The organism is Pseudomonas sp. SF2 (assembly GCF_036858055.1).
Classification (GTDB): Bacteria; Pseudomonadota; Gammaproteobacteria; order Pseudomonadales; family Pseudomonadaceae; genus Aquipseudomonas.
Window position 1 is genome coordinate 83,983 of record NZ_JAMBDI010000030.1, and the last position, 21,669, is coordinate 105,651.

The 21,669-nt window shown below is 64.8% G+C and carries 21 protein-coding genes and 2 pseudogenes; 19 read left to right on the forward strand and 4 right to left on the reverse strand.

The features are described from left to right. Window positions 1-228: 228 nt before the first annotated feature. The 15 genes and pseudogenes from paaF to paaZ all read left to right on the forward strand — a co-directional run bounded on the left by paaF (window position 229) and on the right by paaZ (window position 15,758). On the forward strand, window positions 229-1,002 hold the full coding sequence (paaF, locus tag M2S36_RS18220) for a 2,3-dehydroadipyl-CoA hydratase PaaF (protein ID WP_333957558.1): 774 nt from the start codon (window positions 229-231) through the stop codon (window positions 1,000-1,002). Between the two features lie 34 nt (window positions 1,003-1,036). Further along, the gene (gene paaG / locus M2S36_RS18225; RefSeq protein ID WP_233687810.1) at window positions 1,037-1,828 is read left to right on the forward strand and encodes a 2-(1,2-epoxy-1,2-dihydrophenyl)acetyl-CoA isomerase PaaG; all 792 of its coding nucleotides are present in this window, start codon (window positions 1,037-1,039) and stop codon (window positions 1,826-1,828) included. A 2-nt stretch (window positions 1,829-1,830) separates the two neighbouring features. Then, complete coding sequence (gene paaH / locus M2S36_RS18230; protein WP_333957560.1) at window positions 1,831-3,348, forward strand: 3-hydroxyacyl-CoA dehydrogenase PaaH; 1,518 nt, start codon at window positions 1,831-1,833, stop codon at window positions 3,346-3,348. Then, window positions 3,341-3,781 carry a hydroxyphenylacetyl-CoA thioesterase PaaI gene (gene paaI, locus M2S36_RS18235; protein ID WP_207832005.1) on the forward strand — a complete coding sequence of 147 codons (441 nt, stop codon included), beginning with the start codon at window positions 3,341-3,343 and terminating at the stop codon, window positions 3,779-3,781. Before paaH ends, paaI begins: the two co-directional genes overlap by 8 nt. Continuing rightward, window positions 3,774-4,994, forward strand: coding sequence for a 3-oxoadipyl-CoA thiolase (pcaF, locus tag M2S36_RS18240; RefSeq protein WP_333957561.1), 1,221 nt, complete (start codon window positions 3,774-3,776; stop codon window positions 4,992-4,994). Before paaI ends, pcaF begins: the two co-directional genes overlap by 8 nt. A gap of 121 nt (window positions 4,995-5,115) precedes the next feature. Next, window positions 5,116-6,435 carry a phenylacetate--CoA ligase PaaK gene (gene paaK / locus M2S36_RS18245; RefSeq protein ID WP_333957562.1) on the forward strand — a complete coding sequence of 440 codons (1,320 nt, stop codon included), beginning with the start codon at window positions 5,116-5,118 and terminating at the stop codon, window positions 6,433-6,435. 258 nt (window positions 6,436-6,693) lie between these two features. Beyond that, window positions 6,694-7,683, forward strand: coding sequence for a 1,2-phenylacetyl-CoA epoxidase subunit PaaA (gene paaA / locus M2S36_RS18250; RefSeq protein WP_015270325.1), 990 nt, complete (start codon window positions 6,694-6,696; stop codon window positions 7,681-7,683). Between the two features lie 25 nt (window positions 7,684-7,708). Further along, window positions 7,709-7,990, forward strand: coding sequence for a 1,2-phenylacetyl-CoA epoxidase subunit PaaB (paaB, locus tag M2S36_RS18255; RefSeq protein ID WP_013972614.1), 282 nt, complete (start codon window positions 7,709-7,711; stop codon window positions 7,988-7,990). A gap of 8 nt (window positions 7,991-7,998) precedes the next feature. Then, complete coding sequence (gene paaC, locus M2S36_RS18260; RefSeq protein WP_333957564.1) at window positions 7,999-8,757, forward strand: 1,2-phenylacetyl-CoA epoxidase subunit PaaC; 759 nt, start codon at window positions 7,999-8,001, stop codon at window positions 8,755-8,757. Then, window positions 8,744-9,277, forward strand: a complete 534-nt coding sequence (paaD, locus tag M2S36_RS18265; protein WP_333957565.1) for a 1,2-phenylacetyl-CoA epoxidase subunit PaaD — start codon at window positions 8,744-8,746, stop codon at window positions 9,275-9,277. Before paaC ends, paaD begins: the two co-directional genes overlap by 14 nt. Window positions 9,278-9,292: 15 nt before the next feature. Continuing rightward, complete coding sequence (paaE, locus tag M2S36_RS18270; RefSeq protein ID WP_333957566.1) at window positions 9,293-10,369, forward strand: 1,2-phenylacetyl-CoA epoxidase subunit PaaE; 1,077 nt, start codon at window positions 9,293-9,295, stop codon at window positions 10,367-10,369. 169 nt (window positions 10,370-10,538) lie between these two features. Further along, window positions 10,539-10,847, forward strand: coding sequence for a DUF485 domain-containing protein (locus M2S36_RS18275; protein WP_046614155.1), 309 nt, complete (start codon window positions 10,539-10,541; stop codon window positions 10,845-10,847). Next, window positions 10,838-12,406, forward strand: a pseudogene (locus M2S36_RS18280) (cation acetate symporter); the annotation flags it as partial. The gene M2S36_RS18275 and the pseudogene M2S36_RS18280, both read left to right, overlap by 10 nt. Window positions 12,407-12,446: 40 nt before the next feature. Beyond that, the gene (locus M2S36_RS18285; RefSeq protein ID WP_087502177.1) at window positions 12,447-13,679 is read left to right on the forward strand and encodes an OprD family porin; all 1,233 of its coding nucleotides are present in this window, start codon (window positions 12,447-12,449) and stop codon (window positions 13,677-13,679) included. Between the two features lie 27 nt (window positions 13,680-13,706). After that, entirely contained in the window at window positions 13,707-15,758 is a 2,052-nt protein-coding gene (paaZ, locus tag M2S36_RS18290; protein ID WP_207831990.1) for a phenylacetic acid degradation bifunctional protein PaaZ, read from the forward strand. Window positions 15,759-15,958: 200 nt separating this feature from the next. On the opposite strand, the gene M2S36_RS18295 is transcribed toward paaZ, so the two are convergent. From M2S36_RS18295 to M2S36_RS18310, 4 genes and pseudogenes are all read right to left on the reverse strand, one after another. Beyond that, window positions 15,959-16,228, reverse strand: coding sequence for a DUF6555 family protein (locus M2S36_RS18295; protein ID WP_207831988.1), 270 nt, complete (start codon window positions 16,226-16,228; stop codon window positions 15,959-15,961). 69 nt (window positions 16,229-16,297) lie between these two features. Then, window positions 16,298-16,450, reverse strand: a pseudogene (locus tag M2S36_RS18300) (general stress protein); the annotation flags it as partial. A gap of 251 nt (window positions 16,451-16,701) precedes the next feature. Further along, the gene (locus M2S36_RS18305; protein WP_207831984.1) at window positions 16,702-17,253 is read right to left on the reverse strand and encodes an ATP-dependent Clp protease proteolytic subunit; all 552 of its coding nucleotides are present in this window, start codon (window positions 17,251-17,253) and stop codon (window positions 16,702-16,704) included. 21 nt (window positions 17,254-17,274) lie between these two features. After that, entirely contained in the window at window positions 17,275-17,649 is a 375-nt protein-coding gene (locus M2S36_RS18310; protein ID WP_207831983.1) for a low affinity iron permease family protein, read from the reverse strand. A 31-nt stretch (window positions 17,650-17,680) separates the two neighbouring features. Between M2S36_RS18310 and M2S36_RS18315 the strand changes: the two genes are divergently transcribed. From M2S36_RS18315 to M2S36_RS18330, 4 genes are read left to right on the forward strand one after another with little or no spacing between them, the layout of a single operon-like run. After that, window positions 17,681-18,733 carry a DUF72 domain-containing protein gene (locus M2S36_RS18315; protein ID WP_333957568.1) on the forward strand — a complete coding sequence of 351 codons (1,053 nt, stop codon included), beginning with the start codon at window positions 17,681-17,683 and terminating at the stop codon, window positions 18,731-18,733. Then, the gene (locus tag M2S36_RS18320; RefSeq protein ID WP_207831979.1) at window positions 18,730-19,515 is read left to right on the forward strand and encodes an endonuclease/exonuclease/phosphatase family protein; all 786 of its coding nucleotides are present in this window, start codon (window positions 18,730-18,732) and stop codon (window positions 19,513-19,515) included. Before M2S36_RS18315 ends, M2S36_RS18320 begins: the two co-directional genes overlap by 4 nt. Continuing rightward, on the forward strand, window positions 19,512-20,714 hold the full coding sequence (clsB, locus tag M2S36_RS18325) for a cardiolipin synthase ClsB (protein ID WP_207831977.1): 1,203 nt from the start codon (window positions 19,512-19,514) through the stop codon (window positions 20,712-20,714). The genes M2S36_RS18320 and clsB overlap by 4 nt, the downstream gene beginning before the upstream one ends. Then, window positions 20,714-21,661, forward strand: coding sequence for a lysylphosphatidylglycerol synthase domain-containing protein (locus M2S36_RS18330; RefSeq protein WP_207831975.1), 948 nt, complete (start codon window positions 20,714-20,716; stop codon window positions 21,659-21,661). Before clsB ends, M2S36_RS18330 begins: the two co-directional genes overlap by 1 nt. Window positions 21,662-21,669 lie beyond the last annotated feature (8 nt).

Consider the following 21,669-nt stretch of genomic DNA (forward strand, 5'->3'; position numbering starts at 1 on the left):
CGCTGAAAAGCAGATGAATAAGCGATTCACCTGAATTAAAAGCCAATCTGCCTAAACCGCAATCAACACAAAAAGGGATACATGAAACAATTTTCAATGTTGCATTGATGTATCGCGTAATGCATATACTGGTTCCACCTGGACGTGATCCCGCATCACGCCCCTGCAAACAATTCCAAGAAATGCCGGCCCCACGATGTGCCGTGCGTGCAGCCAGAGGAACCCGACATGCCGCGATATCTCGATGTGCAGGCGCCTGAACACGGCGTCCAGCTCATTACCCTGCAACGGCCCGAGGCACTCAACGCCCTGTGCACCGAGTTACTGGCAGAGCTGGCCGCTGCACTGGAAGCGGCCGGGCAAGACAAGCAGACCCGCGCGGTGGTCATCACCGGCAGCCGCAAGGCATTCGCCGCAGGCGCCGATATCCGCGAGATGGCCGAGCGCGACCTGGTCGGCATCCTCAACGACCCCCGTGTGGCCCACTGGCAAAGCATCGCCGCTTTCGCCAAGCCGCTGATCGCCGCCGTCAATGGCTACGCCCTGGGTGGCGGCTGCGAACTGGTGATGTGCGCCGACATCGTCATCGCCGGCAGCGACGCCCGTTTCGGCCAGCCGGAAATCAACCTCGGGATCATCCCCGGCGCCGGTGGCACCCAGCGCCTGCTGCGGGCCGTAGGCAAGCCGCTGGCCATGCAAATGGTGCTGACCGGCGAGGCCATCAGCGCCCGGCATGCCTTGCAGGCCGGCCTGGTCAGCGAAATCACCCAGCCGGAACTCACCGTAGAGCGCGCCCTGCACGTCGCCCGCAGCATTGCCGCCAAGGCCCCGCTGGCGGTGCGCCTGGCCAAGGAAGCGCTGCTCAAGGCCGGCGATACCGACCTGGCCAGCGGGCTGCGCTTCGAACGCCATGCCTTCACCTTGCTGGCCGGCACTACCGACCGCGACGAGGGCATTCGTGCCTTCCAGGAAAAACGCCAGGCCCGCTTCCAAGGCCGCTGATAATCTTTCCCTCGACTGACGGAGCGAGTCTGTCATGACTTTCCAGCACATCCTGTTTTCCATCGAGGACGGCGTCGCCCTCCTTTCGTTGAATCGCCCCGAACAGCTGAACAGCTTCAATACCGCCATGCACCTGGAAGTGCGCGAAGCGCTCAAACAAGTGCGCCAGAGCAGCGAAGCGCGGGTGTTGTTGCTGACTGCCGAAGGCCGAGGTTTCTGCGCCGGCCAGGACCTGTCCGATCGCAACGTCGCGCCAGGCGCCGAGATGCCGGACCTGGGCGAATCGATCGACACGTTCTACAACCCGCTGGTGCGCACCCTGCGCGACCTGCCGCTGCCGGTGATCTGCGCGGTCAACGGCGTGGCTGCCGGCGCCGGTGCCAACATCCCGCTGGCCTGCGACCTGGTGCTGGCCGCCCGCTCGGCCAGCTTCATCCAGGCCTTCTGCAAGATCGGCCTGGTGCCCGACTCTGGCGGTACCTGGCTGCTGCCGCGCCTGGTAGGCATGGCGCGGGCCAAGGCCCTGGCCATGCTGGGCGAGCGCCTGGGCGCCGAACAGGCCCAGCAATGGGGGCTGATCCACCGCGTGGTGGACGATGCCGCACTGCGCGACGAGGCCCTCACCCTCGCCCGCCAGCTCGCCACCCAGCCCACTTACGGCCTGGCCCTGATCAAGCGCAGCCTCAACGCCAGTTTCGACAACGGTTTCGATGAGCAACTGGAGCTGGAGCGCGACCTGCAGCGCCTGGCCGGGCGCAGCGAGGACTACCGCGAAGGCGTGAGTGCCTTCATGAACAAGCGCACACCGGCATTCAAGGGGCGTTGATCATGAGCGCACTCGCAAGCAATGCGCAGGTGGCGGTGATCGGTGCGGGCGCCATGGGCGCAGGCATCGCCCAGGTCGCGGCCCAGGCTGGCCACCCGGTAAAGCTCTACGACAACCGCCCGGGCGCTGCAGCCCAGGCGGTGGCCGGTATTGACCGGCAACTTGCTCGCCTGGTGGAAAAAGGCAAGTTGCAGGCCACCGAACGGGACGCAATCAGCGCCCGGCTGTGCCCGGTGGACGCCCTGGATGCCTTGGCCGATGCCCGCCTGGTGGTCGAGGCCATCGTCGAGAACCTGCAGGTCAAGCAGGCGCTGTTCAGCCAGCTGGAAGCCTTGTGCTGCGCTGACTGCATCCTCGCCAGCAACACCTCGTCGCTGTCCATCACCAACCTGGCTGCCGGGCTGCAACGCCCGCAGCAGGTGGTCGGCATGCACTTCTTCAACCCGGCACCGCTGATGGCCCTGGTCGAAGTGGTCTCAGGCCTGGCCACCGCCCCGGCCATTGCCGCGTGCATTCACGCCACCGCCCAGGCCTGGGGCAAGCAGCCGGTGCACGCGCGCTCCACGCCGGGCTTCATCGTCAACCGCGTGGCCCGGCCATTCTATGCTGAAAGCCTGCGCCTGCTGCAGGAAGGCGCAGCCGATTGCGCCAGCCTCGATGCGCTGCTGCGTGATGCCGGTGGTTTCCGCATGGGCGCGTTCGAGCTCACCGACCTGATCGGCCACGACGTCAATTACGCCGTCACCTGCTCGGTCTTCGATGCTTTCTATGGTGACTTCCGCTTCCAGCCTTCGCTGGTGCAAAAAGAGCTGGTGGACGCGGGCCGTCTCGGGCGCAAGACCGGCCAAGGTTTCTATAGCTATGCCGAAGGCGCCGAACGCCCGCAACCAGCCGAACTGCATGGCGCCGCCATCGTGGATGCCTGCGTCGTCGAAGGCGACCTGGGGGTGATGCAGCCGCTGGTCCAGCGCCTGCGCCAAAGCGGCGTCGCCGTCACCCAGCGCGCCGGCAGCGGCCTGATCCAGGTGGGCGATGCCACCCTGGCACTGTCCGATGGCCGCCTGGCCAGCCAGCGCGCCCGGGAAGATGGCCTGCGCAACCTGGTGCTGCTCGACCTGGCCCTGGACTACGGCACCGCCACCCGCCTCGCCATCAGCTGGTCGGCCGACACCAGCGACAATGCCCGCGACCAGGCGGTGGCCTTGCTGCGGCGTGCCGGCCTGAAGGTAACCGCAGTCGCCGACCTGCCCGGCCTGGTGGTGCTGCGTACCGTGGCGATGCTCGCCAACGAGGCCGCCGATGCGGTGCTGCACGGCGTCGCCAGCGCCGCCGACATCGACCTGGCCATGCGCGCCGGCGTCAATTACCCCCGCGGCCCGCTGGCCTGGGCCGCGAACATCGGCATCCCCCACACCCTGCGCGTGCTCGACAACCTGCAGCGCAGCTACGGCGAGAGCCGCTACCGCCCTTCCCTGCTGTTACGCCGCTGCGAAGCCAAAGGAGGCACCCTGCATGACTGAAGTCGAACTGGCACAAGCCTGTGCCGAGGCCATGTACGCCCGCGACCAGGCCACCCAGGGCCTGGGCATCCGCCTGCTGGAAGCCGGCCCGGGCCAGGCATGCCTGCGCATGCCGGTACGCGCCGACATGATCCAGGGCCATGGCACCTGCCATGGCGGCTTCCTGTTCGCCCTGGCCGACTCGGCGTTTGCCTTTGCCTGCAACAGTTACGACCAGGCCACCGTCGCCCTGGGCTGCAGCATCGACTACCTGGCCCCGGCGCTGCGCGATGACGTGCTTACCGCCCGCGCCAGCGAGGTCAGCCGCAAGGGCCGCACCGGCCTGTACGAGGTCCGCATCGAGAACCAGCGCGGTGAGCTGGTGGCGATGTTCCATGGCAAATCCTACAAAGTGCGCGGCACTGTGCTGGCGCAGGAGACGCAAGATGACTGAACACACCCTGGCCGATGCCTTAATCATCGACGCCGTGCGCACACCCATTGGCCGTTATGCCGGGGCCTTGAGCGGCGTGCGCGCCGATGACCTGGCCGCCATCCCGCTCAAGGCCCTGATCCAGCGCCACCCCGAACTGGACTGGAAAGCCATCGACGACGTCATCCTCGGCTGTGCCAACCAGGCTGGCGAGGACAACCGCAACGTGGCGCACATGGCCAGCTTGCTGGCCGGGCTGCCGATCGAAGTGCCGGGCACCACCATCAACCGCCTGTGCGGCTCCGGCCTGGATGCCATCGGCAATGCGGCCCGCGCCCTGCGCTGCGGCGAGGCCGGGCTGATGCTGGCCGGTGGCGTGGAGTCGATGTCACGCGCGCCGTTCGTCATGGGCAAGTCGGAGCAGGCATTCGGCCGCGCAGCCGAGCTGTTCGACACCACCATCGGCTGGCGTTTCGTCAACCCGCTGATGAAGGCGGCCTTCGGTACCGATTCGATGCCGGAAACGGCCGAGAACGTTGCCGAACAGTTCGGTATTTCCCGCGCCGACCAGGACGCCTTCGCCCTGCGCAGCCAGCACAAGGCCGCTGCCGCCCAGGCCCGCGGGCGCCTGGCACGGGAAATCGTGCCGGTCGAGATCCCGCAGCGCAAAGGCCCGGCCAAAGTGGTCGAGCACGACGAACATCCCCGCGGCGACACCACCCTGGAGCAACTGGCCAGGCTCGGCACCCCGTTCCGCGAGGGCGGCAGCGTCACCGCCGGCAATGCTTCCGGGGTCAACGACGGTGCCTGTGCCCTGCTGCTGGCCAGCAGCGCCGCCGCCCACCGCCATGGCCTGAAGGCCCGCGGCCGCATCGTCGGCATGGCGGTGGCCGGGGTCGAACCACGGCTGATGGGCATCGGCCCGGTGCCGGCTACCCGCAAGGTGCTGGCGCTTATCGGGCTGTCGCTGGCCGACATGGACGTCATCGAGCTCAACGAGGCCTTTGCCGCCCAGGGCCTCGCGGTACTGCGCGAGTTAGGCCTGGCCGACGACGACGAGCGGGTCAACCGCAACGGCGGTGCCATCGCCCTCGGCCACCCGCTGGGCATGAGCGGTGCACGCCTGGTCACCACCGCGTTGCACGAGCTGGAAGAAACTGCCGGACGCTACGCCCTGTGCACCATGTGCATCGGCGTTGGCCAGGGCATCGCGATGGTCATCGAACGCCTCTGAGCGGTTCAGACCATCGGCTTGTTACCGAACCGAACGCAGCCGTATATGCTGCGCTCATGACACTCACCACGCGGCCTGCAACCGGGACTGCGCGGCGTAAAAGAACAATTCGAGTGAAGCCATGAACATGTACCATGATGCCGATCGTGCCCTGTTGGACCCGATGGAAACCGCCAGTGTCGACGCCCTGCGCCAGCACCAGCTGGAGCGCCTGCGCTGGAGCCTGAAGCACGCCCATGACAACGTGCCGCTGTATCGCCAGCGCTTTGCCGAGTGTGGCGCCCACCCCGACGACCTCAAGTGCCTCGAAGACCTGGCGAAGTTCCCTTTCACCGGCAAGAACGACCTGCGCGACAACTACCCCTACGGCATGTTCGCCGTGCCCCAGCAGGAGGTGGTGCGCCTGCACGCCTCCAGCGGCACCACCGGCAAGCCGACGGTGGTCGGCTACACCCAGAACGACATCGACACCTGGGCCAATGTGGTCGCCCGCTCGATCCGCGCCGCGGGTGGGCGCAAGGGTGACAAGGTGCATGTTTCCTACGGCTACGGCCTGTTCACCGGCGGGCTTGGCGCGCATTACGGTGCCGAGCGCCTGGGCTGCACGGTGATCCCCATGTCCGGTGGCCAGACCGAGAAGCAGGTGCAGCTGATTCGCGACTTCCAGCCCGACATCATCATGGTCACCCCCTCCTACATGCTCAACCTGGCCGACGAGATCGAGCGCCAGGGCATCGACCCGCACGACCTCAAGCTGCGCCTGGGCATATTCGGCGCCGAGCCATGGACCGACGAGTTGCGCCGCTCGATCGAGCAACGGCTGGGTATCGATGCCCTCGACATTTATGGCCTGTCGGAAATCATGGGGCCTGGGGTGGCGATGGAGTGCATCGAAACCAAGGATGGCCCGACCATCTGGGAGGATCATTTCTACCCCGAGATCATCGACCCGGTCAGCGGCGAGGTGCTGCCGGACGGCCAGCTGGGCGAACTGGTGTTCACCTCGCTGAGCAAGGAAGCGCTGCCAATGGTGCGCTACCGCACCCGCGACCTCACTCGTCTGCTACCCGGTACCGCACGGCCGATGCGCCGGATCGGCAAGATCACTGGCCGCAGCGATGACATGCTGATCATTCGCGGGGTCAACGTGTTCCCGACCCAGATCGAGGAGCAGGTGCTAAAAATAAAACAGCTTTCAGAAATGTATGAGATTCATCTGTATCGCAATGGAAACCTGGACAGCGTCGAGGTGCATGTGGAATTGCGCGCAGAGTGCCAGCACCTCGATGAAGGCCAGCGCAAGCTGTTGACCGCGGAACTGACCAGGCAGATCAAGACCTATATCGGCATCAGCACCCAGGTGCGCCTGCAGCCCTGCGGCACGCTCAAGCGTTCCGAGGGCAAGGCTTGCCACGTGTTCGACAAACGGTTGGCCAGCTGATTCATTCGGCTGCCTTTTCGGCCCCGGCATCGTCCGGGGCTTTTTTTTTGCGTTTTTTCGGCTGGCCTCTTCGCCGGTAAACCCGCTCCCACAGGAGTCGCATCATGCCTGGGGCTGCACATGACCTGTGGGAGCGGGTTTACCCGCGAAAGGGCCACCAATGTGATACACAAATCTTATTTGATACACACAAATGTGTTTGACGTTATGTTTTGTATCGCTTACAAATGACTCATGCCTTAGCAGGAGTCGGAACACATGTACGCACAGCTAGTGGAAACCGGAGTAAAGCGCGTCAAGTCGCTGGAAGAGATGTCGCCCGAGGAGCGCAACTTCCAGGAAAAGATCGACGCCGAAATCAAGATCGAAGCCAAGAACTGGATGCCCGAGGCCTATCGCCAGACCCTGATCCGGCAGATCTCCCAGCACGCCCACTCGGAAATCGTCGGCATGCTGCCCGAAGGCAACTGGGTCACCCGCGCCCCAAGCCTCAAGCGCAAACTGCAGCTGATGGCCAAGATCCAGGACGAAGCCGGCCACGGCCTGTACCTGTACAGCGCCATGGAAACCCTGGGCGCCGACCGTGACGAAGAAATTGCCAAGCTGCACAGCGGCAAGGCCAAGTATTCGAGCATCTTCAACTACCCCACCCTCAGCTGGGCCGACATGGGCGCAGTAGGCTGGCTGGTGGATGGCGCTGCCATCGTCAACCAGGTGGTGCTGCAGCGCACCTCCTACGGCCCCTACTCACGCGCGATGATCCGCATCTGCAAGGAAGAGAGCTTCCACCAGCGCCAGGGCTACGAAATCCTCCTGACCATGATGCGCCACGGCACCCAGGCCCAGCGGGACATGGTCCAGGACGCGATCAACCGCCTGTGGTGGCCGGCGCTGATGATGTTCGGCCCCAGCGACGAGCATTCCCCGAACAGCGCCCAGTCCATGGCCTGGAAGATCAAGCGCCAGACCAACGATGAACTGCGCCAGCGCTTCATCGACCAGACCGTGCCGCAACTCGAACTGCTCGGCTGCACCGCCCCCGACCCCGAACTGAAGTGGAACGCCGAGCGCGGCCACTACGACTTCGGCGAAATCCAGTGGGACGAGTTCTACGAAGTGATCAAGGGCAATGGCCCGTGCAACCAGGAACGTGTCGCCACCCGGCGCAAGGCCATCGAGGACGGCGCCTGGGTACGCGAGGCCGCCGTGGCCTACGCGCGCAAGCAACAGAACAAGAACGCCGCCTGAGCGGCGAATGATGCGGAGATCGAAAATGTCTGTCTGGACCCTCTACGAAGTGTTCGTGCGCAGCAAGCACGGCCTTAACCACAAGCATGTCGGCAGCGTGCACGCCGCCGATGCCGCCATGGCCATCGAAAACGCCCGTGAGCTGTACACCCGCCGCAGCGAAGGCGTCAGCCTGTGGGTGGTGCCCTCGGCACTGATCACCGCCTCTTCCCCCGACGAGAAAGACCCGCTGTTCGCCCCGGCGGACGACAAGGTCTACCGCCATGCCAGCTTCTACGAACTGCCCGACGAAGTCGGACACATGTGAGGTTGGCCATGCACAACGAAACCCTTATCCCCTACCTGCTGCTGCTCGGCGACAGTGCCCTGGTGCAGGGCCAGCGCCTTTGCGAATGGTGTGGCCGCGCACCGGCCATCGAAGAAGAGCTGGCCCTGATGAACGTCGGCCTCGACCTGGTCGGCCAGGCGCGCAACTGGCTGGAGTACGCCGCCGAGCTGCTCGATGACGGCCGTGACGCCGACGCCCTGGCCTTCCGCCGTGACGAGCGGGCCTATCGCAACCTGCTGCTGGTCGAGCAGCCCAACGGCGATTTCGCCGTGACCATGACCAAGCAGTTTTTCTATGACGCCTGGCATTACGCCGTGCTTCAGGGCCTGGTCAGCTCGAACGACGAACGTATCGCCGGTATCGCCGCCAAGGCCCTGAAGGAAGTCACCTACCACCTGCGCCGCTCCAGCGAGTGGGTGCAACGCCTGGGCGGTGGCACCGAAGAAAGCCGCCAACGCATGCTCGCGGCCATCCCTGCACTGTGGCGCTTCACCGTCGAGTTGGCCGCCGGCAGCGACAATGAAGTGCACCTGGCGCAAGCGGGTGTTGCCGCCGACCCGGCTGCCGTCGGCGCTGCCTGGCTCAAGCAGGTTGGCGAGACGTTCTCTTCGGTCGAGCTGCCGCTGCCCAAGGCCGCCGGCCACTTTTACCTGGACGGTCGCAAAGGCCTGCACACCGAGCACCTCGGCCTGCTGCTGGCCGAAATGCAGTTCCTGCCAAGGGCGTACCCCGATGCAACCTGGTGAGCTGATTGCCGGCGACCGTGGCGCCCGCGCACAGCAAAGCGACGACCTGGCCCGGGCCTGGGCGGTACTGGCCCAGGTCATGGACCCGGAAGTGCCCGTGGTCAGCGTGGTCGACCTGGGAATCGTGCGTGACCTCGACTGGCACGCCGGCCACCTGCACCTGGTGGTCACGCCGACCTACTCCGGCTGCCCGGCCACCGAGGTGATCGAGGGTGATATCCGCCAGGCGCTGGAACAGGCCGGTTTTCCCGCGCCAGCCCTGGAGCGCCGGCTGACCCCGGCCTGGAGCACTGACTGGATCAGCGAACTGGGCCGCGAGCGCCTGCGCGCCTATGGCATCGCCCCGCCACAGGGCAGCGCCAGCAAGCGCAGCCTGCTCGGTGAGACGCCCCAGGTGTGCTGCCCGCAGTGCGGCAGCGCCCATACCGAATTGCTCAGCCAGTTCGGCTCCACCGCCTGCAAGGCGCTGTACCGCTGCCGCGAGTGCCTGGAGCCGTTCGACTATTTCAAATGCATTTGAGCCGTGGAGAACGCCATGAGCCAGTTTCACAGCCTGACCATCAAGCAAGTGCGCAACGAGACCCGCGATGCGGTGTCGATTGCCTTCGACGTGCCCAAGCACCTGCAGGCGCAGTTCCGTTTCACCCAGGGCCAGTACCTGGTCATGCGTACCCGGCTGGACAACGAAGAAGTCCGCCGTTCCTACTCCATCTGCAGCGCCGTGCAGGACGGCGAGCTGCGTGTGGCGGTAAAGCGGGTGCCTGGCGGGCGCTTCTCGGCATTTGCCAATGACATGCTCAAGGCCGGCCAGCAGCTGGAAGTGATGCCGCCATCGGGCAGCTTCTTCGTGCCGTTGGACCCGGCCCGCCAGGGCAACTATCTGGGCGTGGCTGCCGGCAGCGGCATTACCCCGATCCTGTCGATCATCGCCACTACCCTGGCCAGCGAGCCACACAGCCGCTTCACCCTGCTGTACGGCAACCGCTCAAGCTCCGGCGCACTGTTCCGCGACAAGCTGGAAGACCTGAAGAACCGTTACCTCGACCGCCTGAACCTGATTTTCGTGTTCAGCCGCGAGCAGCAGGATGTCGACCTGTACAACGGCCGCATCGACGCCGACAAGTGCGGCCAGTTGTTCTCCCGCTGGATGGACGTTGCCAGCCTGGATGCTGCGTTCATCTGCGGCCCGCAGGCGATGACCGAGACGGTGCGCGACAGCCTGCGGGCCAATGGTATGGCCAAGGAACGCATCCATTTCGAGTTGTTTGCCGCCGCTGGCAGCGAAACCCGTCGTGAAGCCCGCGAGGCGGCGCGCCAGGTGGACTCGGCGCTCAGCCACATCACCGTGATCAGCGACGGCCGCGCCCTCACCTTCGACCTGCCACGCAACACCCGGAACGTGCTGGACGCCGGCAATGCCATCGGCGCCGAGCTGCCTTATTCGTGCAAGGCCGGCGTGTGCTCGACCTGCAAGTGCCGGGTAATCGAGGGCGAAGTGGAGATGGACAGCAACCATGCCCTGGAGGACTACGAAGTGGCGGCCGGGTATGTGCTGTCGTGCCAGACCTACCCGGTGAGCGACAAGGTAGTGCTCGATTTCGACCAGCTCTGAAACCGAGCCGACTGCTTCGCGGGCGCGCCCGCTCCCACAGGGACTACACAAGACCTGAGAGCAGCGCCCTACCTGTGGGAGCGGGTTCACCCGCGAAGAGGCCATCAGCAACACCGCAACACCCGCGTGACCTCAACAAAACAATTACAACACCCAGAGATCGCAACCCATGACACCCGAACGCATCGAAAGCATCGTCAACCACCCCGACTTCCAGCACCTGGTACAGCGCAAACGCCGCCTCAACGGCAGCCTGACCCTGGCCATGCTGGTGATCTACTACGGCTTCGTCCTGCTGGTGGCGTTTTCCCCCAGCACCCTCGGCCAGTCCCTCAGCGGTGGCGTCACCACCGTCGGCATGCTGGTGGGCGTGCTGATGGTACTGCTGTCCTTCGCCCTGACCGGCATCTATGTGCACCGCGCCAACAACGTGCTCGACCCGCTCAACGACAAGGTCAAGCAGGAGTGCGCACAATGAACTGGACCGCCATCTCGATGTTCATGGTGTTCGTCTGCTTCACCCTGCTGGTCACCCGCTGGGCTGCCATGCGCACCCGCTCGGCCAGCGACTTCTACACCGCCGGCGGGGGCCTGACCGGCATGCAGAACGGCCTGGCGATCGCCGGCGACATGATCAGCGCCGCCTCGTTCCTGGGCATTTCGGCAATGATGTTCATGAACGGTTACGACGGCCTGCTGTATGCCCTTGGCGTACTGGCCGGCTGGCCGATCATCCTGTTCCTGATCGCCGAACGCCTGCGCAACCTGGGCAAGTACACCTTTGCCGACGTGGTCAGCTACCGCCTGGCGCAAACCCCGGTGCGCCTGACCTCGGCCTTCGGCACCCTGGTGGTGGCGCTGATGTACCTGGTGGCGCAGATGGTCGGTGCCGGCAAGCTGATCGAACTGCTGTTCGGCATCAGCTACCTGTACGCGGTGATGCTGGTGGGCGTGCTGATGGTCGCCTACGTCACCTTCGGCGGCATGCTTGCCACCACCTGGGTGCAGATCATCAAGGCGGTGATGCTGCTGTCGGGTACCAGCTTCATGGCCTTCATGGTGCTCAAGCATTTCGGCTTCAGCACCGAGGCGATGTTCGCCAGCGCCGTGGCCGTACATGCCAAGGGCCAGGCGATCATGGCCCCCGGCGGCCTGCTGTCCAACCCGGTGGACGCTATTTCCCTGGGCCTGGGCATGATGTTCGGTACCGCCGGCCTGCCGCATATCCTGATGCGCTTCTTCACAGTCAGGGATGCCAAGGAAGCGCGCAAGAGCGTGTTCTATGCCACCGGGTTCATCGGCTACTTCTACCTGCTGCTGATCGTCATCGGCTTTGGTGCCATCGTCATGGTCGGTACCGAACCGTCCTACCGTGACGCCACCGGCGCGATCATCGGCGGCGGCAACATGGTCGCCGTGCACCTGGCCCAGGCGGTAGGTGGCAATCTGTTCCTCGGCTTCATCTCCGCCGTGGCCTTCGCCACCATCCTGGCGGTGGTCGCCGGCCTGGCGCTGTCCGGCGCTTCGGCGGTTTCCCACGACCTGTATGCCTGCGTGGTGCGCCAGGGCAAGGCCAGCGAACAGGAAGAAATGCGCGTGTCGCGTATCGCCACCCTGCTGATCGGCCTGCTGGCGGTCATCCTCGGCCTGATGTTCGAATCGCAGAACATCGCCTTCCTCTCCGGCCTGGTGCTGGCTGTGGCCGCCTCGGTCAACTTCCCGGTGCTGCTGCTCTCGATGTTCTGGAAAGGCCTGACCACCCGCGGCGCGGTGTGCGGCAGCATGGCTGGCCTGGTCTCGGCGGTGCTGCTGGTGGTACTGGGCCCGGCGGTGTGGGTCAACGTGCTGCATAACGAAAAGGCGCTGTTCCCCTACAGTAACCCGGCGCTGTTCTCCATGAGCCTGGCCTTCCTCGGCGCCTGGGTGTTCTCCGTCACCGACAGTTCCGAACGCGCCAATCAGGAACGTGGCCGCTACCTGGCCCAGTTCATCCGCTCCATGACCGGAATCGGCGCTGCCGGCGCCAGCAAGCACTGACTACCAGGGAAGAACAACCATGTCGGGTAAAACAACAACAATGAACCGCACGCACTTCATTTCGGCCGCCTGGCTGGCCACCCTCGCCCTGCCGATGCCGGCCATGGCGGATTTCATCGGCGACAGCCACGCCCGGCTGGAGCTGCGCAACCACTACCTCAATCGCGACTTCCGTCAGAGCAATGCACCGCAGGCCAAGGCCGAGGAATGGGGCCAGGGCTTTACCGCCAAGCTGGAGTCGGGCTTCACCGAAGGCCCGGTCGGTTTTGGTGTCGACGCCATGGGCCAACTGGGCATCAAGCTCGACTCCAGCCGCGACCGCCGCAATACCGGCCTGCTGCCCTTCGGCCCGAACAGCCATGAACCGGTCGATGACTACAGCGAACTGGGCCTGACCGGCAAGGTGCGGGTGTCCAAGAGCACCCTGCGCCTGGGCACCTTGCAACCGATCCTGCCGGTGGTGGTGTACAACGACACCCGCCTGCTCGCCTCCACCTTCCAGGGCGGCCTGCTCACCAGCCAGGACCTGGCCGGCCTGACCTTCAACGCCGGCCGCCTGACCAAGGCCAACCTGCGTGATTCCTCGGGCCGCGACGACATCGGCTATGGCGCCGCCAGCAGCGACCACCTGGACTTCGGCGGCGGCAGCTACGCCCTCACCCCGCAAACCAGCGTCAGCTACTACTACGCCAAGCTCGAGGACATCTACCGCCAGCAGTTCGTCGGCCTGATCGATACCCGCCCGCTGGGTGAAGGCCTGAGCCTGCGCACCGACCTGCGCTACTTCGACAGCCGCAACGACGGTGCCGAACGCGCTGGCAACATCGACAACCGCAACTTCAACGCCATGTTCACCCTCGGCGTACGGGCCCACAAGTTCACCGCCACCTGGCAGCAGATGTCCGGCGACAGTGCCTTCCCGTTCGTGAACGGCGGCGACCCGTTCACCGTCAACCTGGTCACCTACAACACCTTTACCCGCGCCGGGCTGGACTCCTGGCAGGTGCGCTACGACTACGACTTCGTCGCCATGGGCATCCCCGGCCTGAGCTTCATGACCCGCTACACCGATGGCCGCCACGCCGAAACCGCCACCGTCAGCAATGGCCGTGAGCGCGAGCGCGACACCGACATCACCTATGTCATCCAGAGCGGCCCGTTCAAGGACGTCAGCCTGCGCTGGCGCAACGTCACCTTCCGTTCCGGCAATGGCCTGACCAACGCCGTGGACGAAAACCGCCTGATCATCGGCTATACCGTGGCGCTGTGGTAACAGCGCCCCTCTACATTGGAGAACAGCATGTCTGCCGCCCCTACCCTGCAAAGCTTCATCGCTGGCCGCTGGCTTGGCCAGCAAGGCGCCCAGGCCCTGCGCAGCGCCCTGGACGGCCACGTCCTGGCCTACAGCCACGAAGAACGTCCGGATTTCGCCGAGGCCGTGGACTTTGCCCGCGGCCGTGGCCTGGCCGCGCTGATGGCCATGGACTTCCAGCAACGCGCTGCCCGCCTGAAGGCGCTGGCCCTGTACCTGGCCGAGCGCAAGGAACAGCTCTACGCCCTGTCCCACCACAGCGGCGCCACCCGTGCCGACAGCTGGATCGACATCGAAGGCGGCAACGCCACGCTGTTCTCCTATGCAGGTATTGGCAGCCGTGAGTTGCCGTCGGGCAACCTGGTGCACGAAGGCCCGGCGATCCCGCTGGGCAAGCAAGGCCATTTTGCCGGCAGCCACATCCTGGTGCCGCGCGCCGGCGTGGCGGTGCACATCAACGCCTTCAACTTCCCCATCTGGGGCATGCTGGAGAAGTTCGCCCCGACCTTCCTGGCGGGCATGCCGTGCATCGTCAAGCCTGCGACCTCGACCAGCTACCTGACCGAGGCCGTGGTGCGGCTGATGAATGCATCCGGCCTGTTGCCCGAAGGCAGCCTGCAACTGGTGATTGGCAGCACCGGCGACCTGCTCGACCGCCTGCAAGGCCAGGACGTGGTGACCTTCACCGGTTCAGCCGACACCGCCGCCAGGTTGCGTGTCACACCGAACCTGGTCCGCAACTCGGTGCCGTTCACCGCCGAAGCCGATTCGCTGAACTGCGCCATCCTCGGCCCGGACGTGACCCCGGACAGCGAAGAGTTCGACCTGTACATCAAGGAGGTGGTCCGCGAAATGACCACCAAGGCCGGGCAGAAATGCACCGCCATCCGCCGCGCCATTGTACCGGCCAGGCACATCGACGCCGTTGCCACACGCCTGCGCGAGCGGCTGAGCAAGGTGGTGGTCGGTGACCCGTCGCTAGAGGGTGTGCGCATGGGCGCCCTGGCTTCCCACGACCAGCAACACGATGTGGCCGAGCGGGTGCGCAGCCTGCTGCAGAGCTGCGACCAACTGTTCGGCGCCAGCGACGGTTTCGCACCGCGTGGCGAGGGTGTGGCCGAGGGCGCGTTCTTCGCCCCGACCCTGCTGCAGGCCCGTGACCCGCATGCCGAAGGCGGTGCCCATGATATCGAAGCGTTCGGCCCGGTCAGCACGCTGATGGCCTATGACGACCTCGATGAAGCCCTGGCGCTGGCCGCGCGTGGCAAAGGCAGCCTGGTGGCGACCCTGGTCACCGCCGACCGTAGCGTAGCGGCCAAGGCCATCCCGGTGGCCGCTGCCTGGCATGGCCGGCTGCTGGTACTCGACAGCGAGGCGGCCAAGGAATCCACGGGGCATGGCTCGCCATTGCCACAACTCAAGCACGGCGGCCCGGGCCGCGCTGGTGGTGGTGAAGAGTTGGGTGGCCTGCGTGCGGTCAAGCATTACCTGCAACGCGCTGCGGTACAGGGTTCGCCGAGCATGCTCACGGCGGTAACCGGCGAATACGTGCGCGGTGGCGAAGTGATCGAAACCGAAGTACACCCGTTCCGCCGCTATTTCGAGCAACTGCGCATCGGCGAGTCGCTGCTCACCCACCGCCGTACCGTGACCGAAGCCGACCTGGTCAACTTCGGCTGCCTGTCGGGCGACCATTTCTACATGCACTTCGACGAGATCGCCGCCAAGCAATCGCAGTTCGGCAAGCGCATCGCCCACGGCTACTTCGTGTTGTCGGCAGCGGCCGGGCTGTTCGTCTCGCCAGGTGAAGGCCCGGTACTGGCCAACTACGGCCTGGATACCCTGCGCTTCATCAACCCGGTGGGCATCGGCGACACCATCCAGGCACGCCTGACCTGCAAGCGCAAGATCGACCAGGGCAAGACCAGCCCGCTGGGCCAGCCCCAGGGCGTGGTGGCGTGGGATGTGGAGGTGACCAACCAGTTGGGTGAACTGGTCGCCAGCTACGACATCCTCACCCTGGTGCTGAAAAAGCCCTGACGCGGCCGTTGGTCAGGGGCGGTCGGCATTCAACCGACCTCACCTGGCCGTTGCCACTCTCATTCAATGAGCACCAAGCATTCCTGTGGGAGCGGCTTTAGCCGCGAAGAATCCAACGCGGTGCATGGCACCGGCTACGCCGGTGTTCGCGGCTAAAGCCGCTCCAACAGGGGCCGCGCAAGGTCGTGCAGCTCGGGGAATCACATTGTCGCCGCCGGCCCCCCCGCCGACGGGTTCGGCTTGCTCCCCGACACCCGCCAGCTCACTGCGGTAATCCCGTAGCGCTCTGCCATTGGCCTGCTGACTTTCCTTATTTTCTCCCGGCCGAACCTGGGAATGATGCCGATGCCCGCATCGCAACTTGCCCAATGCCAGGCCTCGACATTGTCCAGCTGCTCCAGGCGGATGATGAAACTGCGCGGCTGGCCATGCAGCTGGTAATCGATGATGTAGAGCTGTGGGCTAGGCATCGCAGGGGCCTCCTCTTCTCCATGGATGACACCCTGATTGATCGGGGTATGCGCCGAAAATTCAAAAAATCACTGATGGCGACCTTTGCCGTGGCTGTTTTGCCCACCCTTGCGGCCGGCGTCCGAAGCCCGCTGGCGGTCATTGGCAAAATTGCCGCCAGAAACCTGACCACCCTTGTGCCCGGCGCGGGAAGCCCGTTCCCGGTCGTTGGCGAAGTTGCCTGGGTTGGTTTCCTTGTTGCCGCCACGGTGGCTGGTGCGGTCTTGGTCCTGCGCCATGTCGTTTCTCCTTGCGATGGTTTGGCGGGATGCATGGATCTGCGCCTTACCTTGGTTCCGAACACTCGAACGCTGGCTCTGCTCAATGGTTTTGCCCTCAGCCGACGTGTGGCGCGAAACACATGCGGGCACAATATTGGTGCCACGGCGACCGTTCGCGGGCTTGCGCGCGAAGAGGCCAGCACAGGCAACCGCTAGGCATGCACACTCCAATGACACGCCTCCAGCTCGATCGGCATCTCGTCAATGGCCTGGATCATGCCGCTCTCCAGGGCTTCCCGTGGCCCGAGTATGCGCGGGTAGGCCATCAGGTAGCGCGGCACATCCAGTACCTCGGCCGCGCCCTCGGTCCGCTCGGCGACGATCTGTGCATACAGCCGCAGGTCATAGTCCAGGCTCATCGCATATTCGGCCATGCGTGAATGGTCCACCGAGCCGTGCAAGGTCCAGTGGAAAGGATGGAACAGGAACTTGCTGCAACTGCACGCCGTGCGCCGGTCCCCGGCCAGGAACAGGATGTTGCCCATGGATTCCACCGTGCCCAGGTTGTGGGTATGCACCTCGACCGGTAATGCCCGCAGAAAGTTGTACAAGGTAAACCCGTAACTGCACTCGCCGCCCATGGTGGCGATGTTCAGCTGCAGGACCTCGGCGCCCTGCTGCAACGCCCGCGAACAGGTGTTGATCAGGTTGCCACAGGTGGACGAATTGATCGGCCCGGTGAAGTGGACGATATGTCTGGCCATGCTTGCCTCCAGGGTGGCAGGTCATTCCTTGGTCTTCTGCGCATCGTCACCCTGCCCGGCCATCTGCCGGTACTGCTTGCGCAAGGCATGCAACTCGGCCGGGTCCATGTCTTCAAGGTCCAGCAGCGCTTTGTGCGCCCGTTGCGTGGTGCGCAGCAGTTCGTCGATCTTGATGTGCAGTTCGTCGTTGTCGCGGTTCTGGGTGTTCTGGATGAGGAACACCATGAGGAAGGTGATGATGGTGGTAGAGGTGTTGATCACCAGTTGCCAGGTGTCGTTGAAGCCGAACAACGGCCCGGTCAATGCCCAGCTCAGGATCAGCAGGCAGGCGATGCCGAAGGTCAGCGGGCGGCCGGACCAATTGGCCAGCCACTGGGCAAAACGGTCGAATTTCATCCTGGCGCCCTTCCTCCGCAGCAGATATGCGGTGGAAACGTCGCGCGCTGCAAAGTTCAACGCGGTATGGCCTTTTCCGTTGGTCAACCGTGCTGAACCCTGGCCGCTGTTCACCAGTCGCACCTTCAGAGTGACCGAACAAGGACCCGGTAATGAGGAAGGCAGCGTGAGCGATATCCGCATCGGCATCTCCGGTTGGCGCTACGGTCCGTGGCGCAAGGATTTCTACCCGAAGGGCCTGCCCCAGGACGACGAACTGGCGTTCGCTTCGCGGGCGGTCAACAGCATCGAGATCAACGGCTCGTTCTACAGCCTGCAAACGCCCGAACGCTACCAGGGTTGGCGTGACGACACCCCGCCCGGCTTCGTGTTCGCGGTCAAGGCCCCGCGTTACATCACCCATGTGCGTCGGCTAAGGGATATCGAAGAACCCATGGCCAATTTCTTCGCTTCCGGGCCGCTGCTGCTCGGCAAGAAGCTAGGGCCATTCCTCTGGCAGTTTCCACCGAACATGAAGTTCGACGAGGCCCGCTTCAGCCGTTTTCTCGAGCTGCTGCCACACAGCCGCAAGGCCGCCCGCGACTGCGCGCTGGGGTGTGCGCAACGCCTGAGGGACAACGGCAGTACCGATATCAAGGGCAACGCACGGCTACGCCACGCCGTGGAAATTCGTAATGAGAGCTTTTTGTGCGAAGCCTTCATCAAGCTGCTGCGCAAACACCGGGTGGCGCTGGTGGTGGCCGACAGCGCCGGGAAATGGCCTTACGTCGAAGATGTCACCGCCGACTTCGTGTACATGCGCCTGCATGGCGATGTCGAGCTGTACAGCAGTGGCTATACCGCCCAGGCGCTGCGGCGCTGGAAGCAGCGCATCCAGCACTGGAGCCAGGGGCGGCAGGCCGACGATGCCCAGCTGGTCGTGCCGGGGCCGCCACCACGGCGCGCGCCCCGTGACGTCTACTGCTATTTCGACAACGACCAGAAAGTCCATGCACCCTATGACGCCCGGCGCCTGCTGCAGAAGCTGTCGCTGGACCATGAGCTGATGACCGAGCCTGGCGTGGTGCCAGAGGTGGCGCTGTGAACAGGACCCTGCCTGCCCCGCACTGCATCTTCGACAAGGTTACCGCCGTGCATCGGCTGAATGTACTGACGCTGAACGTGCACAAGGGCTTCACCTTCTTCAATCGGCGCTTCATCCTGCCCGAGTTGCGCGAAGCCGTGCGCGCCACCGGCGCCGACCTGGTGTTCCTGCAGGAGGTGCACGGTAGCCACCAGCAACACGCCCTGCGCCACCCGGCCTGGCCGGATACACCCCAGTACGAGTTCCTGGCCGACAGCATGTGGCCACAGTACGCTTACGGCCGCAATGCCGTGTACCCCCACGGTGACCACGGCAATGCCCTGCTGTCGAAATTCCCCATCAGATGCTTCGACAACCTGGACGTTTCGGTACAGGGCAACGAGCAGCGCGGCCTGCTGCATTGCCAACTGGAGGTGCCAGGCCATGACCAGGTGCATGCGGTGTGCGTGCACCTGGGCCTGCGCGAGGCGCACCGGCAACGCCAGGTGAGGCTGCTGCTGGACCTGCTCGACAGCCTGCCGCCCAAGGCGCCGGTGATCGTTGCCGGCGATTTCAATGATTGGCGGCTGAAGGCCGATACGGTGCTGAGCGAACACCTGGTAGAAGCCTTCGGCGAGCATTTCGGCACCCCGGCTCGCAGCTTTCCGGCGCGTCTGCCACTGCTGCGCCTGGACCGCATCTACCTGCGCAACGCCATGCCCGGCACTGCCCGGGTGCTGTCGAAGTACCCGTGGTCGCACCTCTCCGACCACGCCCCTTTGGCTGCGGAGATCAACCTGTGAACCGACCCTGGGTAGACGGCAACAGCGTGCAGTTGCTGATCAATGGCGAGCAATACTACCCCCGTGTGTTCGAGGCCATGGCCCACGCTCGGGAGGAAATCCTGCTGGAGACCTTCATCATCTTCGATGACAAGGTCGGCCAGCAGTTGCAGCAGGTACTGATCGATGCCGCCCGGCGCGGCGTGCGTGTCGAAGTGGCCGTGGATGGCTACGGTACTGCCGACCTGCCTGCGCCGTTCATTGCCGCCATGACCGATGCCGGGGTCAGTTTCCACGCCTTCGACCCGCAGCCGCGGCTGGTGGGCATGCGCACCAACCTGTTCCGGCGCCTGCACCGCAAGATCGTGGTGGTCGACGGTGAGCGGGCATTCATCGGCGGCATCAACTACAGCGCCGACCACCTGGGCGACTTTGGTGCCATGGCCAAGCAGGACTATGCCGTCGAAGTCACCGGCCCGGTGGTGGCGCAAGTGCATGCCGCCAGCAAGCGCCTGATGTCGCCGGTGCTGCAGCCGCCCAGCGCGGTGCGGCCGCTGACCGAGCCTGCCGGTGCCAGCAGCGCGGTGCTGATCGAGCGCGACAACGGGCTGCGCAGTACCGATATCGAAGCCCACTACCTGCAGGCGTTTCGCAGTGCCCGGCAGCGCATCGTGGTGGCCAATGCCTATTTCTTCCCGGGCTACCGGCTGATGCGCGAACTGCGCAATGCGTCCCGGCGTGGCGTGGAGGTGCAGCTGATCCTGCAGGGTCAGCCAGACATGCGCTGGGTACGGGCGCTGTCGCGGCTGCTGTACAACTACCTGCTGCGCGACGGTGTGGCCATTCACGAGTACTGCCAGCGGCCCTTGCACGGCAAGGTGGCGCTGGTGGACGACCAGTGGGCCACCGTCGGCTCCAGCAACCTGGACCCGTTGAGCCTGTCGTTCAACCTGGAAGCCAACCTGTTCATCCGTGATCGTGCCTTCAACCATCAACTCAACCAGCACCTGCAGGCGCTGGCCCGCGATCAATGCAAGCCGGTCACCCTGGAGCGCATGGTCCGTGGCTACTGGTGGCGGGCGCCGCTGATCTTCGTGTGTTTCCACGTGATCCGCCATTTCCCGCGGATTGCCGGCTGGTTCCCGGCGCACCGCCAGCGCTTGCGTTCGGTGCAGCCGGAGGCCGAGGTACAGGGTGACTATCACGAGGGCAAGACCTGATGGCACGAAAACACTGGCAAACCTGGGGCAAACGGCTGTTCACCCTGGCATTCCTGATCCTGATCCCTGCGCTGCTGTACCTGCTGGCGCGCAACCTGGACTGGAACGAGGTGCGCCAGTCATTGCTGGCCTACAAGCCTGGCAACCTGGCCATCGGCCTGGCGCTGGCCGGGTGCAGCTACCTGACGTTCGCGAGTTACGATCTGCTGGCGCGGGCCTACACCGGCCACCACCTGCCGGCTCGCCAGGTTTTGCCGGTGGCCTTCGTGTGCTACGCCTTCAACCTCAATTTCACCACCTGGGTGGGTGGCGTTGCCTTGCGCTACCGGCTATACAGCCGCCTGGGCCTGGACACACCGACCATCACCCGCATCCTCACCCTGGGCCTGCTGACCAACTGGATGGGCTACATGCTGCTGGCTGGCACGGTGTTCGCCTTGCGCCTGGTCGAGCTACCCGCCAACTGGGCGGTGGGCGCCACCGGCCTGCAACTGATCGGCCTGGTATTGCTGGCGATTTCCGCAGGCTACCTGCTGGCCTGTGGTTTCGCCAAAAAGCGCACCTGGCGCTGGCGCGACCATGAGGTAACGCTACCGTCGCTGCGCCTGGCGCTGTGCCAGGTCGTGCTGGGTGCCAGCAACTGGGCGCTGATGGCACTGCTGATCTTCTGGCTGCTGCCTGGCGAAGCCTTCTACCCGTCGATACTTGGCATCCTGCTGATCAGCTGCGTGGCAGGTGTGGTCGCGCATATCCCGGCCGGGCTGGGTGTGCTGGAAACGGTATTCCTGGCCCTGCTGCACGGGCAGCTGGCCCAGGGTTCGCTGGTGGCGGCCCTGCTGGGCTACCGTACGCTGTACTACCTGGTGCCGCTGTTGCTGGCGGTGCTTGTCTACCTGGTCCTGGAGAAACGCGCCAAAGCCATGCGCCGGCGCGACAAGCCCGCCTGAACCTGACA

What these genes read in the sequence shown, in the direction of transcription:
- paaF (WP_333957558.1), top strand. Translation starts at nt 229, where the DNA reads ATGCCGCGATATCTCGATGTGCAGGCGCCTGAACACGGCGTCCAGCTC.
- paaG (WP_233687810.1), top strand. Translation starts at nt 1,037, where the DNA reads ATGACTTTCCAGCACATCCTGTTTTCCATCGAGGACGGCGTCGCCCTC.
- paaH (WP_333957560.1), top strand. Translation starts at nt 1,831, where the DNA reads ATGAGCGCACTCGCAAGCAATGCGCAGGTGGCGGTGATCGGTGCGGGC.
- paaI (WP_207832005.1), top strand. Translation starts at nt 3,341, where the DNA reads ATGACTGAAGTCGAACTGGCACAAGCCTGTGCCGAGGCCATGTACGCC.
- pcaF (WP_333957561.1), top strand. Translation starts at nt 3,774, where the DNA reads ATGACTGAACACACCCTGGCCGATGCCTTAATCATCGACGCCGTGCGC.
- paaK (WP_333957562.1), top strand. Translation starts at nt 5,116, where the DNA reads ATGAACATGTACCATGATGCCGATCGTGCCCTGTTGGACCCGATGGAA.
- paaA (WP_015270325.1), top strand. Translation starts at nt 6,694, where the DNA reads ATGTACGCACAGCTAGTGGAAACCGGAGTAAAGCGCGTCAAGTCGCTG.
- paaB (WP_013972614.1), top strand. Translation starts at nt 7,709, where the DNA reads ATGTCTGTCTGGACCCTCTACGAAGTGTTCGTGCGCAGCAAGCACGGC.
- paaC (WP_333957564.1), top strand. Translation starts at nt 7,999, where the DNA reads ATGCACAACGAAACCCTTATCCCCTACCTGCTGCTGCTCGGCGACAGT.
- paaD (WP_333957565.1), top strand. Translation starts at nt 8,744, where the DNA reads ATGCAACCTGGTGAGCTGATTGCCGGCGACCGTGGCGCCCGCGCACAG.
- paaE (WP_333957566.1), top strand. Translation starts at nt 9,293, where the DNA reads ATGAGCCAGTTTCACAGCCTGACCATCAAGCAAGTGCGCAACGAGACC.
- M2S36_RS18275 (WP_046614155.1), top strand. Translation starts at nt 10,539, where the DNA reads ATGACACCCGAACGCATCGAAAGCATCGTCAACCACCCCGACTTCCAG.
- M2S36_RS18285 (WP_087502177.1), top strand. Translation starts at nt 12,447, where the DNA reads ATGAACCGCACGCACTTCATTTCGGCCGCCTGGCTGGCCACCCTCGCC.
- paaZ (WP_207831990.1), top strand. Translation starts at nt 13,707, where the DNA reads ATGTCTGCCGCCCCTACCCTGCAAAGCTTCATCGCTGGCCGCTGGCTT.
- M2S36_RS18295 (WP_207831988.1), bottom strand. Translation starts at nt 16,228, where the DNA reads ATGCCTAGCCCACAGCTCTACATCATCGATTACCAGCTGCATGGCCAG.
- M2S36_RS18305 (WP_207831984.1), bottom strand. Translation starts at nt 17,253, where the DNA reads ATGGCCAGACATATCGTCCACTTCACCGGGCCGATCAATTCGTCCACC.
- M2S36_RS18310 (WP_207831983.1), bottom strand. Translation starts at nt 17,649, where the DNA reads ATGAAATTCGACCGTTTTGCCCAGTGGCTGGCCAATTGGTCCGGCCGC.
- M2S36_RS18330 (WP_207831975.1), top strand. Translation starts at nt 20,714, where the DNA reads ATGGCACGAAAACACTGGCAAACCTGGGGCAAACGGCTGTTCACCCTG.